12 protein-coding genes are annotated in these 13,909 nt (G+C 46.4%); 6 read left to right on the forward strand and 6 right to left on the reverse strand.

The window, feature by feature from the left end:
- Positions 1-187: 187 nt before the first annotated feature.
- Positions 188-1,447 carry an ATP-dependent RNA helicase SrmB gene (srmB, locus tag L2744_RS00910; RefSeq protein WP_248990280.1) on the reverse strand — a complete coding sequence of 420 codons (1,260 nt, stop codon included), beginning with the start codon at positions 1,445-1,447 and terminating at the stop codon, positions 188-190.
- Positions 1,448-1,679: 232 nt separating this feature from the next.
- Entirely contained in the window at positions 1,680-2,396 is a 717-nt protein-coding gene (locus L2744_RS00915; RefSeq protein ID WP_248990281.1) for a tRNA1(Val) (adenine(37)-N6)-methyltransferase, read from the reverse strand.
- 528 nt (positions 2,397-2,924) lie between these two features.
- Between L2744_RS00915 and brnQ the strand changes: the two genes are divergently transcribed.
- The 6 genes from brnQ (at position 2,925) to L2744_RS00945 (ending at position 8,913) form a co-directional block, all read left to right on the forward strand.
- Complete coding sequence (gene brnQ, locus L2744_RS00920) at positions 2,925-4,340, forward strand: branched-chain amino acid transport system II carrier protein (RefSeq protein WP_248990282.1); 1,416 nt, start codon at positions 2,925-2,927, stop codon at positions 4,338-4,340.
- Positions 4,341-4,429: 89 nt separating this feature from the next.
- Complete coding sequence (xerD, locus tag L2744_RS00925; protein WP_248990283.1) at positions 4,430-5,332, forward strand: site-specific tyrosine recombinase XerD; 903 nt, start codon at positions 4,430-4,432, stop codon at positions 5,330-5,332.
- A gap of 134 nt (positions 5,333-5,466) precedes the next feature.
- A complete protein-coding gene (dsbC, locus tag L2744_RS00930) occupies positions 5,467-6,192 on the forward strand; it encodes a bifunctional protein-disulfide isomerase/oxidoreductase DsbC (protein WP_248990284.1) in 726 nt (241 codons plus the stop codon).
- Between the two features lie 94 nt (positions 6,193-6,286).
- Positions 6,287-8,011 (forward strand): single-stranded-DNA-specific exonuclease RecJ, encoded by a 1,725-nt coding sequence (gene recJ / locus L2744_RS00935; RefSeq protein WP_248990285.1) that lies wholly within the window; start codon positions 6,287-6,289, stop codon positions 8,009-8,011.
- 96 nt (positions 8,012-8,107) lie between these two features.
- Entirely contained in the window at positions 8,108-8,437 is a 330-nt protein-coding gene (locus tag L2744_RS00940; RefSeq protein WP_248990286.1) for a hypothetical protein, read from the forward strand.
- Between the two features lie 47 nt (positions 8,438-8,484).
- Positions 8,485-8,913 carry a GNAT family N-acetyltransferase gene (locus L2744_RS00945; protein WP_248990313.1) on the forward strand — a complete coding sequence of 143 codons (429 nt, stop codon included), beginning with the start codon at positions 8,485-8,487 and terminating at the stop codon, positions 8,911-8,913.
- Between the two features lie 53 nt (positions 8,914-8,966).
- Here L2744_RS00945 and ahpF read toward each other — a convergent pair whose 3' ends face one another.
- The 4 genes from ahpF to L2744_RS00965 form a co-directional block, all read right to left on the reverse strand.
- Positions 8,967-10,538, reverse strand: coding sequence for an alkyl hydroperoxide reductase subunit F (ahpF, locus tag L2744_RS00950; protein WP_248990287.1), 1,572 nt, complete (start codon positions 10,536-10,538; stop codon positions 8,967-8,969).
- 104 nt (positions 10,539-10,642) lie between these two features.
- Positions 10,643-11,212, reverse strand: coding sequence for an alkyl hydroperoxide reductase subunit C (gene ahpC, locus L2744_RS00955; RefSeq protein WP_105250080.1), 570 nt, complete (start codon positions 11,210-11,212; stop codon positions 10,643-10,645).
- A gap of 317 nt (positions 11,213-11,529) precedes the next feature.
- Positions 11,530-13,065 (reverse strand): leucyl aminopeptidase, encoded by a 1,536-nt coding sequence (locus tag L2744_RS00960; protein WP_248990288.1) that lies wholly within the window; start codon positions 13,063-13,065, stop codon positions 11,530-11,532.
- An 89-nt stretch (positions 13,066-13,154) separates the two neighbouring features.
- Positions 13,155-13,898 (reverse strand): spermidine synthase, encoded by a 744-nt coding sequence (locus tag L2744_RS00965; protein WP_248990289.1) that lies wholly within the window; start codon positions 13,896-13,898, stop codon positions 13,155-13,157.
- Between the last annotated feature and the right edge of the window lie 11 nt (positions 13,899-13,909).

Raw genomic sequence — 13,909 nt, forward strand, 5'->3', positions numbered from 1 at the left:
AAAGCATTGAGCGAGAGTTCCATTATTGGCTTAAAATAGATTAAGTTAGGTCAACTATATGAAATTTAATCGTGTTTTATTTAGGCAGTATTTCATACTCTTAATAAATATAAGCAGACACTAAGTTAAATTTGAGTAATAAAAAAGCCGCAATTGCGGCTTGTTATATTTAGCGGTAAAGAATGAATTACTTTTTCTTTCTGGCTATTTTACTGGCTTTTTTTGCCGCTTCTTTCTTGCTCGTTTTCTTCGCCGCTTCTTTCGCCTTCACTTTGGCTTTTTTCTTACCCGGTGTGCGCGCTTCTTTATTCTTTGGACGTAGCTCTTCAATCACCCGACGTTTTAACGGTTGTTCGATATAACGTTCAATCTTACCGACGATACGCATATCGTGGGCCTCGGCCAACGAAATCGCGGTACCTTTTGCGCCAGCGCGGCCAGTACGACCAATCCGGTGAATATACGTATCGGCAGAGCGAGGCATATCGAAGTTGATCACATGGGTGATATCGTCGATATCAATACCGCGGGCGGCAACATCGGTTGCCAGCAATACGTTGACTTCACCCTTAGTAAAGCGGCTTAAGGCTTGGAAGCGTTTCTTCTGTTCCATATCGCCACGCATAAAGGCGCAGGGAATGCCAACTTTGAGTAACTGGCCCTCTAGGCTAGAAACTATGTCGCGGGTTTTCACAAATACGATAGTACGTTTGACATCTTCTTGGCGCAGCAAATGGCAGAGTAGGGCAAGTTTATGATCTTTATCGTCGGCTAAATGGATCCATTGGTGGATCTTTGCCTTTTCGCTACGGGGTGCATCGACATCGATTTCGATAGGATCTTTTAGCACTTCACGGGCAAATCGCTGCACACCGCCGCCTTCTAAGGTAGCTGAGAACAGCATGTTTTGTTTACGACCTTGGGCTTCGAGCGCTATGGCTTGGACGACTGATGAAAAGCCCATATCGAGCATACGATCGGCTTCATCGATGATCAGTATGTCGACTTCTTCAGCGCTGAATTTGCCTTTATCTAGGTATTCCATCAAGCGACCTGGCGTTGCAACCAGAATATCCACGTTGCCAGCAAGCGCCTCTTCCTGCGGAGCATAGGGAACACCGCCAGTAATGATGACGATATCTAACCCTTGGTCCGTGGCTAAATGGCAAGCATAGCGATGAATTTGGCTCGCTAACTCACGGGTGGGGGTGAGAATTAAAATACGTGCTTGGCCCGAGAATCGACGGGGAAAGTCGATTAAATGTTGTAGTGCGGGCAGCAAAAAGCTTGCGGTTTTACCTGTGCCTGTCGGGGCGCGTGCCAGAATATCCCTTTGCTCTAGCGCGTAGGGGATGGTTTCTTGCTGAATTGTGGTGGGCGAATGATGCCCCATGGCTTTAAGTGACTCGAGTAAACTTGGGTCAAGGTGGAAATCTTCAAATTGCATGCACGGCGTCTCGACGGATAATAGCCGAGCATTATAAAGGTTATGTTGGTTAACTTAAATAACTTATCTATCTCTCCGGTGTTTATCTTCTGTACAAACACAGTTCTATGATAGCGCTAACAATGCAATACATTATTGATCAATATGTTAGCGTTTTTGTTAGACATTGGCCTTTCATTGGCTTAGTGAAACGGAGCAGCGTTTATCTTAGCTGTTAGTGTGGGTTGCAATATCAGAGCTTAAGGTAAAAATCTTGGGTCAATTGCACCATAGCTTGGCTGTATTGCCCTGAAATTTCGCGAAGGGTGAGTTCGCTCACCTTAGGTTCAACTGCACAGTTAGTTTGTGCAGTCAGTAGGCATAACACCCGATTAGCACTTTTGCCTTCAACACTTTTGATATCGACTCTCTCTATCCATCTCAGCGCAGATTGTGCAAGTAAACGATTAAAATTATTTAGGCTTTGTATCGGCAGGATCAGGCTGGCGAATCCTTTTGGCGCGAGGCATTGCTCAATTGCTGCGAGTAACTCGCTAAAGCTTAATTGATCTGTGTGGCGTGCCATCGCCCTTTGGGATAATTGCGCCTGAGGACCATGCTCAAAATAGGGGGGATTACAGATAATATGATCAAAATAGCCTTGATTTTCTTCTGCTTGGCTAAGTTGTTGAATATTCCCCTGTACTAAGCGTATCCGAGATTCCCAAGGACTTTGAGCGATATTGTGTTGGCAAGCGAGGGCGGCACTATCGTCTAATTCGATACAAGTGATCTCTGCTTGGCTGCGCTGAGCCGCCATTAAACTCAATATTCCGCTGCCGGCACCTATATCTAAGATCCGCTTAGCACTTGTCAGCGGTGCCCAAGCCCCCAAGATTACCGCATCGGTACTGACGGCCATACCGCAGTTAAGGTCATCGATATGAAATTGTTTGAAAGTAAATGCCATGGGTGATCAGTGTTATGTAGGACTTGGGATTAAAGTGTAATTGATTGGCGCGTATTCTAAATCTGACTTCGAGTTTTTGGCTAACGCTTTTAAACAGTGTTTATTATGCTTTTTGTATGAATCTCCGCGAAACTTCATCGGTTATTTACCGCTTTTTAGTTCAGATTTCACTTAATTGGCCGTTAAATTTATTAGCTTTGTAACCCTCAATTAGCAGTTAATTAGCATTATTTTACTTTTTTAAGCGAATCTACCTTGTAAACTTGCATTGATTTTTCAAGTCTGGTATTAGTTTCGCCCCCATTTTTAATCACTTTTATGGTTAACGGATAGGTAAACGGGTTTTTTGAGGTAAAAATAGCCATTGATGCTATTTTTTATCCCATCTTTGTTTATAAACTCGGCTGATATCAGCCATATTTACCACGGAATTGTGTAAACATAGATTTGCACTCCGGATGGGCTTTGTTTTAGCTATAGCTAATCGACACATAATCACTTAAGTTTGTAAAAAAACAATAAGACAAGATGGGGCTTCCAGTGCAAGACAATCAGATGAGTATCGGGGATACATTAGGCTTAGGTTTCATGACCTTCGCGTTTTTTTTAGGGGCGGGCAATTTAATCTTTCCTCCTTTTGCGGGTATGTTAGCTGGCGATAATATGCCCCTTGCTATGCTGGGTTTTTTGATTACCGCCGTAGGTTTACCTTTAGTTGGACTGATTGCTGTCGCTAAGGCTCAAGGTAAGGTTATGGCTATGCTGCCAGTATTTGCAGCAACGGCATTGGCTATCGCGATTTATATGATTATTGGTCCTGCATTTGCAGCACCACGTACAGGTTTAGTGGCCTACGAGATTGGCGCTAAACCTTTTATCGATAACACTAGCACGACGATGTTACTCGGTAGTTTAGAACTAAACCTATCGCAACTTATCTACACTCTGTGTTTCTTTACTATCACTATGTTACTTGCGTTGTTTCCGGGTAAGTTGCTCGATAGCGTAGGTAAAGTTTTGACCCCCATTCTACTGTTATTACTGGTTGGTCTTGCAGCATCTGTACTCTTTTTGCCTGCATCAGACGTGGGGCAAGCCGTGGGTGATTACCAACAACATCCGCTGACAAAAGGTATTCTGGAAGGCTACAACACCATGGATACTTTGGCCTCACTAATGTTTGGTATGTTGATTATTGATATCTTGCGTAAAAAGGGCATTGAACAGCCGAGTGCGCAGACTAAGTATCTTATTCGCGCCGCCTTTATCGCTGCAGCAGGATTAGCTTTTGTTTACGTTTCACTGTTCTTTTTAGGTGCTACCGCAGGCGATATCGCCGCTGGCGCTAAAAATGGGGGTGAGATATTAACTAATTACGTGACTCACGAATTTGGCAGCTTAGGTTCTGTCTTATTATCAAGCGTAGTGACCTTAGCCTGTTTAACGACAGCGGTGGGATTGGTGAGCGCATGCTCTGAGTTTTTCAATGAATTGTTGCCCAAGCTATCTTATCGTTTCTTGGTGGTATTACTCAGCGTGATCTGCGCGGTAGTGGCAAACGTTGGTTTAACACAGCTTATCGCGATTAGTATCCCAGTATTAATGACCATTTATCCTGTTGCCATTGCCTTAGTTGCCGTGACCTTTTTGACCGATTACTTTGCTAATCCGCAGTTTGCCCACCGTGTGACCCTGTCGGTGGCACTATTTTTCGGGATCTTTGATGGTTTGAAGGTTGCTGCGAGTAGTTTAATCGGTGCCGATGGGCAAGGGATTAATGCCCTTGCGCAGGGATTTATTGATTTAGTGAATGGTATGGCTCCCGCTTTATCTATGTTGCCTCTTTACGACGAGGGCATGGCATGGTTGCTGCCTACACTCATTGCCATTGTTTTATGTTTAGTGTTTGGCCGTGGCCGCTCTAAAACATTAACCGCAGCCTGACAGCGGCTGCGATAGTCTGCCTGTGGCGGGCCAATTAGGTTAATATCAACGGCGTATCATTCGATTACGCCGTTTTTTATGGAGTATGTGTGCCTAAGACATATCAGAGCGATCCGCTTATCGATGCTTTTCTTGATGATCTTTGGTCTAGTAAAGGACTGAGTGACAATACCCTGTCTGCTTACCGTACTGATTTGCGCCATTTTGATCGCCATCAACGTCGCCATGGTGTCACCTTGATTGAGGCTAGTGTGGCAGATGTTCGGTCCTACTTAGCATTTAGATTGGAGCAAAATTTTGCTCGTAGCAGCAGCGCAAGATTACTCAGTAGTTTACGGCGTTTCTATACCTATTTAGTGCTGACTAAACAGATTACTGCCGATCCTATGGCTTTGATAGAGTCGCCCAAGTTAACGCGTCATTTACCCCATTCTTTAAGCGAATCTCAGGTAGATAGATTGCTCACCGAGCCCAATGTTGATGATCCCGTAGAATGTCGCGATAAGGCTATGCTCGAACTGTTATATGCGACGGGGCTGAGGGTGAGTGAACTCGTTGGCCTAACTATGGATCAAATGAGCCTTAGACAAGGTTTAGTGCGAATCGTGGGAAAGGGGGGGAAAGAGCGTTTAGTGCCGCTGGGTGAACTGGCGATTACCGAGGTGGAAGCCTATTTAAAATTTGCGCGGCAGGAATTACTCGGTCATAAACAATCCGATGTAGTGTTTCCTTCTAAGCGCGGGCAGATGATGACGCGGCAGACCTTTTGGCACCGCATTAAACTCTATGCGCTGCGGGCGGGGATTGAAACTGCGCTTTCACCCCACACATTACGCCATGCTTTTGCCACACATTTATTAAACCATGGCGCGGATCTGCGGGTGGTGCAATTACTTCTGGGCCACAGTGATTTATCAACCACCCAGATTTATACCCATGTGGCACGGGCAAGATTACAGGAGTTGCACCAACAGCATCACCCGAGAGGTTGAATTTAGTTACAGTATAAATTTGCATTCTGCATGGCTTGTCTGTAACTTTTTGCCACCATACAGGGTCTATTGAGTATATCGAGTTAGAATGGCCCCAATATCTCGTTGTCGCGACACAATTTATAGGATGTCCCATGAAGTTGACCCCAGCATTATCCTTAGTTTTTGCCCTCCTAGTTGCACCACTTGCCAGCGCTGCGACCACTACCTCTCCCGATACCGCTGCGATTAAGCAAAAACTCAGTGAGGTGTTAGATGTTGAAGTGATTTCAATGCAGGACTCACCGATTGAAGGTTTGTATCAAGCGATGACTAATCGCGGCGTGCTCTATATCAGTCGTGATGGCTCAAAGCTGTTCCACGGTAATCTATATGATATCGATAAAGGCATGAAAAACCTGACCGAGGCCGCATTAGCTGGCCCACGTATCGCGATGATGAAACCGCTTGAAGATCTGATGTTGGTCTACAAATCCAAGAATGAAAAACATGTTGTTACCGTATTTACCGATGTGAGCTGTGGTTATTGCCGCAAGTTACATAGCCAAATGGATGAATACAATAAGCTTGGTATTACAGTACGTTATTTAGCTTTTCCCCGTGCAGGAGTGCCTTCGGCTAATGCCGATGAAATGCAGGCTATCTGGTGTGCTAAAGATCCATTAAAAGCCATGACAGATGCTAAAGCCGGCAGCAAAGTTGCTGCAGCAACATGTGATGCTAAAATTGCCGAGCAATATGAGTTAGGTACAAGCTTTGGCGTTAATGGCACACCAGCCATGGTCCTTGAAGATGGCAGTATGATCCCTGGTTATCAACCACCAGAAGATTTATTACGCACCCTAGATATGCGTCAATAATTCGAATCACGGTAAAATTTATCCTATTAAAGGTGAGCTTAGGGCTCACCTTTTTGTTATCTTATTGCCACGATTTCATGAGAGTTTGAGTCCCTTGATCCATAAGATAGTCCGTCGCCCAACCGTTGATGACAGCCATTTACCCGTCCATCTTCCGCCCCTATTAAAACAGCTTTATGCTCGCCGAGGCGTGATGCCCCATGAGTGCGAGCTTGTGCTTCAAGGGCTTTTGCGCCCTGAAACCATGAAAGGCTTGGCCGAAGCCGCAGCCATTATTGCTGATGCCATGCAGGCGGATAAGTCGATTTTAATCGTCGGTGACTTTGATGCCGACGGCGCAACATCGACGAGTGTCTGTATGTTGGCGCTACGGATGGTAGGTGCAGTGAAAGTGGATTATTTGATCCCTAATCGCTTTGATTATGGTTATGGACTCAGCCCTGAAATTGTCGCTGTTGCCGCTTCGAAACAGGCTGAACTATTAATCACAGTTGATAATGGTATTTCATCGATTGACGGCGTTGCCGCAGCCAAAGCCTTTGGTATGCAAGTGGTGATTACCGACCATCATTTGCCTGGCCATGAGTTACCCGCTGCCGATGCGATAGTGAACCCTAACCAACCGGGTTGTCCATTTGCCAGCAAATCGATTGCCGGTGTTGGCGTTGCCTTTTATTTGATGACGGCGCTAAGGGCAGAATTGCGGACGCGAAACTGGTATCAATCCCGCGGCATCGCTGAGCCCAATTTAGGTACATTGCTCGATATCGTCGCCCTTGGCACAGTCGCCGATGTGGTGTCACTCGATGCCAATAATCGTATTTTAGTCGAAGCGGGTTTACAGCGTGTGCGAGCGGGTCGTTGCCGTGTGGGTATTACCGCGCTGCTTGAAGTGGCGAAGCGAAATCCGGCGCGTATCGTCGCATCCGACTTTGGTTTTGCCGTCGGTCCAAGGCTTAATGCTGCGGGTCGCCTCGATGAAATGGCCTTAGGGGTCGAAACGCTACTCTGCGAAGATATTATGCATGCGCGGCGAATGGCGGCCGAACTCGATGGTTTAAACCAAGAGCGCCGTGAGCTTGAAGTCGGTATGCAGCAGGAAGCCTTAAAAAGCCTAGAGCATTTAAAGCTCAACGAAGCCGAGTTACCTTGGGGTATCGCCTTATTTCAAGAGGATTGGCACCAAGGTGTGATCGGGATTTTGGCCTCGCGCATTAAGGATAAATACCACAGACCCGTGATTGCCTTTGCCGATGCAGGCAATGGTGACATTAAAGGTTCGGCGCGCTCCATCAAAGGGCTGCATATGCGCGACTTGTTGGAGTTAGTGAACACTCGCCATCCAGGATTGATTATCAAATTTGGCGGTCATGCGATGGCGGCCGGTTTATCGCTCAAGGCGGGCAGTTTTGCCACGTTTGCTAAGGCCTACGATGATGCGGTGCGTGAACTGCTGAAACCTGAGCTGCTAACGGGTGAACTTTGGTCCGATGGGGAACTCACTCCTACAGAGTTAAATCTCGACATTGCCCAGTTGCTGCGAAGTGCAGGGCCTTGGGGACAAGCCTTCGAGGAGCCGTTATTCGATGGTTACTTTAGGATAGTTCAGCAGCGAATTGTCGGTGAGCGTCATTTAAAGTTAGTGCTCGAAACCCAATGCGGCACAGTGATGCTCGATGCCATCGCCTTCAATGTGGATTTGCACACTTGGCCCGATGCGACCATTAATCATGCCCGTATTGTGTATAAACTCGATGTGAATGAGTATCGCGGCAATTTCTCGCTGCAGTTAATGGTTGAGCAAATCGAAGCTATGTAGTTAAAGCAATATAACTGCAGGCTATGCAAAAGCAAATATGACGTTGTTCACGGGGCGCGATGCAATTTTGATGGAGTCAACAGACAAGGAGCTAAGTTGAAGCCAATAAATGACAAGACAATAAGACAGTTACTTAAACGCTTTGCTTGGATATATGTTGCTTGTCTTTTGATCCCACTCATATCGACCCTGCTGACCGATAAGGCGCAGGGGCAAGTGCTCATTGTTGGCATTTGGCCTGCTGCCTCATTGTTTTACTTTCTCACTTACCGTCATTTAGCTAAGTCTTTTAAAACTGAACTCAATCGCCATTTGGCCTTTAGTTACCACGGCGGCGGTACTCTAGCGGGGGCTTTGTATTCATTAGCTAAAGTGGTGTTATTAGCTGTGGTATTTATGATATTTATCAGTGCGAGTAAAACCTGAACTGGCGCTAACGCAAAATCACGGAGAAAGGGAAAATGCAGCAGGAAATGGGATACAGAGTCAGTAGAGATCAAACTGAAATGAATCTTGAGGTTATCCATGGTTTTATCAGTAACAGCTATTGGGCGCAGGGAATACCAAGGGCGCTGCTACAAAAAGCGTTAGCCAATAGTCTTTGTTTTGGGGTATTTGATAAGGATAATCAGCAAGTGGCCTTTGCCCGCTTAATCACAGATAAAGCCACTTTTGCTTACCTTGCCGATGTGTTTGTGCTTGAGTCGCACCGCGGCTTAGGCTTAAGTAAGTTGATGATGACAGCGATTCTCGAACATCCTGAATTACAAGGCTTAAGACGCATAATGCTCGCCACCCGCGATGCCCATGGACTCTACGCCCAGTTTGGTTTTAAAGCGGTCGATACCCCTGAAATGTTAATGCAAATTCGGTTAGAAAATCCCTATCAATGCCTTAGTTAACATCAAAAAATAGCCAGCAAATGCTGGCTATTTTGATGTCCGTTGACGAAGCCTTAAGCTGCTTTGGTCGCGGCGGTCTCTTCATCGCTGTGGCGAATTAAGTAATCAAATGCGCCCAGTGATGCGGTTGCGCCGCTGCCCATGGCAATGATAATTTGCTTGAAAGGTGAGTTAGTGACATCACCTGCGGCAAAAATACCTGGGACTGAGGTTTGTCCGCGCTCATCGACTATGATTTCGCTCCTTGGGGTTAAATCGATAGTGCCCTTCAACCATTCCGCATTCGGTACTAGCCCAATCTGCACGAAGATACCCGCAAGTGCTACATGGTGACCCTCGCCAGTGACTCTGTCTGTGTAGTTCAGGCCATTAACCCGAGTACCATCGCCCGTCACTTCAGTCGTCATTGCTTGGGTAATTATTTTAATGTTACCCATAGAAGCCGCTTTACGTTGCAGTACATCGTCGGCGCGCAGGGTTTTATCAAACTCCAGCACAGTCACATGTTCTACTATGTTCGCAAGATCGATAGCCGCTTCGATACCTGAGTTACCGCCGCCGATCACCGCCACACGTTTGCCTTTAAATAACGGGCCATCACAATGTGGGCAGTATGCTACGCCTTTGCCGCGGTATTCTTTTTCGCCTGGGACGTTCATTTCACGCCAGCGCGCACCTGTGGCTAACAATATGGTACGGCTACGTAGCTTAGCGCCACTTGCCAGTTCAAGTTCGAACAAGCCATCTGTGTTTAGCGATACGGCTTTTTGGTTGTCCATGATGTCGACTTCGTAGTCTCGTACATGGGCTTCAAGGTTTGCCACTAGTTTTGGACCTTCGGTCGCTTTGACCGAAATAAAGTTCTCGATACCGACAGTTTCAGCGACTTGTCCGCCAAACTTGTCGGCAACAATACCGGTGCGAAGTCCTTTACGTGCGGCATAAATAGCGGCTGCTGCGCCGGCTGGGCCGCCGCCAACCACTAAGACTTCGAAGGGCGCTTTTTCATTAATTTCATCGGCCTTACGGCTTGCGGCATTGGTATCCAACTTATTTAAAATCTCGCCAATGCTGATACGACCGGCTGCAAATACTTCGCCATTTAAGTAGACAGAAGGCACGGCCATAATATTACGGCTCGCCACTTCGTCTTGGAACAGGGCGCCGTCGATCATCACGTTAGTGATATTCGGGTTAATGGCCGCCATCATGTTCAATGCCTGTACTACATCAGGGCAGTTTTGGCAGGTCAGTGATACATAGGTTTCAAAGGCATATTTGCCTGGCAGATTGCGGATCTGCTCGATAATGTCATCGCTGAGTTTGATTGGGTGTCCACCCGTGTGCAGTAAGGCCAGCACGAGTGAGGTAAATTCGTGACCCATAGGCAGACCAGCAAAGCTGATTTGCGTATTAAGCTGTGGATTAATCACTGTCATCGCAGGGGTGCGTTCGCCCTGAGTTTCCTTCAGGCTCACCAGAGAAGATAGGCTGACAATGTCATTGGCTAAGCTTTTTAATTCTTGAGACTTTTTGCTCTCATCTGCAGACACGACAAGTTCAACTGGTCTCTTGAGGTTTTGCAGATAGGTTTGCAGTTGATTTTTTAAATTCGTATCTAACATGTGATGACTCCAAAATCGCTTAAAAGGGAGATATAAAGGGGTGCCAATCTAGACCCTTGCAGGGGGCGGGACTAGATTGGCGGGGTGATGCTTTGTGGACGAAATTAGATTTTGCCAACTAGGTCTAAAGACGGTGCTAATGTTTCGTCACCTGGTTGCCATTTAGCTGGGCAAACTTCGCCATCGTGAGTTGCAACATATTGAGCTGCTTGAATTTTACGAACAAGCTCTTGAGCGCTACGGCCGATACCTAAATCGTGCACTTCGCTGACCTTGATTTGGCCTTCTGGGTTAATCACGAAAGTACCACGCAGTGCTAAACCGTCTTCTTCAATCATCACGCCGAAGTTACGGCTGATAGTGCCTGTTGGGTCAGCCAGCATTGGGAAGTTGATCTTCTTGATGGTGTCTGACGTGTCATGCCACGCTTTGTGAGTAAAGTGTGTGTCAGTTGATACTGAGTAAACTTCAACGCCCATACCTTGCAGTTTTTCGTAGTGATCTGCCATGTCGCCTAATTCTGTTGGGCAAACAAAGGTGAAGTCAGCAGGGTAGAAGAATACAACTGACCACTTACCTAACAGGTCTTGTTCAGTTACTGGAACGAACTCACCATTGTGGAATGCAGTGGCTTTGAATGGTTTGATTGTGCTGTTGATAATTGATTGAGTCATTTTATGCTTCCATTGAGTTGATGATTGCTTAAGTTCATAACGAGGACGTTTGCCTGTGCCCCGTCGATGTAAAGCATATTACCGATTCGATACTTAATAAGATAACGGATAAAAGCTATCATCCTAATCGATTTACTAGAATCAGGATAAGCTCGGACTGAAATCAATTGGGTTATCCACGACTGGCGCGGGTTTGGTGCTGGTAGGTTGTTTTACTGAACATGGGGCGAGACAAATTACGGGCATAAAAAAAGGGATATCAGTGATATCCCTTAAAACATAAATTCAATTAAAACAAGATACTGCTGTTCTAGATTCTAGTTCTGCGCTTTTGGCTGAGTTAACCAAGTGCTGAGTAAACGCACACCGTAGCCTGTCGCCCCCGCGGGCACAACCGCGGTATCGGTCGCGGTTAAGGCATTGCCCGCGATATCGAGGTGCGCCCAAGGCTGTTCGCCCGCAAAGCGTTTTAAAAACATAGCGGCAGAGGATGCACCTGCGCTGCCTTCTTTGCCTGTGTTTTTCAAATCTGCAATGGTAGATTTTAGTTCTTCATCGTAGGCTTGATCTAAGGGTAAGCGCCAAACCTTCTCACCAACCTGTTGACCTGCATAGGTAAGTTGCTGCACCAAAGGCTCTGAATCCGTAAATAAGCCAGAGTAAACGCTACCTAACGCACTCACTTTTGACCCCGTCAGTGTTGCAACATCGATAATCACCGATGGCTTATAATTTTCACGGGCATACCAGAGGCCATCGGCCAGCACTAAGCGACCTTCGCCGTCGGTATTGAGCACTTCAACCGTTAAACCTTGGGCAGTTTTAATCACATCTCCTGGAATCATCGCATGGCCCGATACCATGTTTTCTGCCATGGGCATAATGGCAACGACGTTTACAGGGGCTTTTTGAATTGCCATCGCTTTAACCGTGCCAAGTACAGTGGCTGCACCCGCCATATCCGACTTCATGCGGGCGATTGAAGTGCCCGTAGCTTTAATATTGTAACCGCCAGAGTCAAAGGTGATACCTTTGCCGACTAGTGCAATCGGGGCGTCTTTACTGCCTGGCCAATGGGCGACCACTAACTTAGGTGGACGTTCACTCCCTTTGCCTACCGCCGCTAATGCACCAAGGTTTAACCGCTCGATATCTTTAGCTTCTAATACCGTGACTTTAACCCCGAGGGATTTAAGTTTTCTCGCCTCATTGGCAAAGCTTTCGGGGTACATAATCCCCGCAGGGGCATTGGTGAGATCGCGCGCTAAAAACACACCCGCTTCAACCGCCTGTAGATTTTTATGGTGTTTTTGGTTGGCACTTAAATCATCGACTGCAATTTGATAGTTCTTTTCGGCATGGGTGCTTGCCTTGAATTGGGTATAACGGTAACTGCGTAGCTCAATACCGTGGGCAAGCTCAGAGGCAAATAGCGGCATAGCACTTAAGCCTTTGCTGAGTACGCGAACACTGGTTTGCGGAACAGTTTCGAGCTTAGCTGCCAGATTACCTCCGATAGTATTAATATCACCGGGGGTTAATGATGTTGCATCACCAATCCCCACCAATAATACCCGTTTAGCACCAATTTCGCTCGGTACTAAAATCTCTAAAATTTCCCCTTGTTTGCCCGCAAAACTGTTATCAGCCGTGGCAAGGTTTAACTGATCTTGGGTCGACTGAGGTAAAAAATCGATACCATAGGTGGTGGAATCAGCACTTTGGAATAGCACTAATGTATCTGAGCTGAGTGAACTACGAGTGTCAAAACTAAAAATTTCTGCGTTCGCATTGACAGTGTTAAGGCAGGCCAGCGTAATAAGGCTTAACATCAATTTATTATTATTTTTCATGGTGACAGCTCATATCATGGGAGTGTGAGAAGAATATCAAAGCTCAGCCTTAGGGTTAACTAATTTAAGCTATTTTGCTGATATTAATCTTAAATCCAAGGTCCAAAGCGTGTCAGTGATCGCTCAAGGGCAAAGCCCAATGGTTGCGATAGCGATTGAGCACTATTCTTGAGGGCCGAGGTACCTAAAAGTTGTGGCGATTGACTGGCAAAAATCACCCAATTGCCGCCGCCCGTCAGGCAAGCGTTCACATGGGCAAAGTGTTGTTGTAAGTCGGCTAATAATTCGCGATTTTGGCTATGCTCTTTCCAGCAATTGAGCACTAAATACCCATTGGGTTTAATGAGCTGCGTGCATTGTCCGAGAAACACTGGAGAGAACTGCCCAGTTTCAACCCCTTTAGCACTGTAGATATCGGCAAAAATCACATCGACTTTTTTATGATCACCCTCGGCCAAAAAGGCAATAGCATCACCGTTGATAAGATTAAGTTTTTTACCTATCGGTAATTGGAAATAACGCTTGGCTAACTCGATAACTGCAGGACGCAATTCTACCGCAGTGAGTTTTATCGCCGCATCGAAATGGCGCAGGGCGTGAATAATTGCGCCACCGCCTAAACCGAGTACGATAGCGCTTTTAGGTTTACAAAACAGCAGCACTAACAACATGGCCTGCACATAGGTGTGTTGTGGAATATGCGGCGCAGCCTTGAGAATTTTACTCTGCTCGTCATTATCCCCAAAGGACAGTATTCGTGAGTCGTCGTAATCGAGCACGCGAATTGGGCCAAACGAATCTTGGGTTTCATGTAAGAGGGTAGAATCGACCATAGTGTGTTGTT

It is taken from the genome of Shewanella profunda (assembly GCF_023283765.1).
GTDB lineage: Bacteria > Pseudomonadota > Gammaproteobacteria > Enterobacterales > Shewanellaceae > Shewanella > Shewanella profunda.

What these genes read in the sequence shown, in the direction of transcription:
- L2744_RS00960 (WP_248990288.1), bottom strand. Translation starts at nt 13,065, where the DNA reads ATGAAAAATAATAATAAATTGATGTTAAGCCTTATTACGCTGGCCTGC.
- dsbC (WP_248990284.1), top strand. Translation starts at nt 5,467, where the DNA reads ATGAAGTTGACCCCAGCATTATCCTTAGTTTTTGCCCTCCTAGTTGCA.
- L2744_RS00945 (WP_248990313.1), top strand. Translation starts at nt 8,485, where the DNA reads ATGGGATACAGAGTCAGTAGAGATCAAACTGAAATGAATCTTGAGGTT.
- ahpC (WP_105250080.1), bottom strand. Translation starts at nt 11,212, where the DNA reads ATGACTCAATCAATTATCAACAGCACAATCAAACCATTCAAAGCCACT.
- L2744_RS00965 (WP_248990289.1), bottom strand. Translation starts at nt 13,898, where the DNA reads ATGGTCGATTCTACCCTCTTACATGAAACCCAAGATTCGTTTGGCCCA.
- srmB (WP_248990280.1), bottom strand. Translation starts at nt 1,447, where the DNA reads ATGCAATTTGAAGATTTCCACCTTGACCCAAGTTTACTCGAGTCACTT.
- L2744_RS00915 (WP_248990281.1), bottom strand. Translation starts at nt 2,396, where the DNA reads ATGGCATTTACTTTCAAACAATTTCATATCGATGACCTTAACTGCGGT.
- ahpF (WP_248990287.1), bottom strand. Translation starts at nt 10,538, where the DNA reads ATGTTAGATACGAATTTAAAAAATCAACTGCAAACCTATCTGCAAAAC.
- brnQ (WP_248990282.1), top strand. Translation starts at nt 2,925, where the DNA reads ATGGGGCTTCCAGTGCAAGACAATCAGATGAGTATCGGGGATACATTA.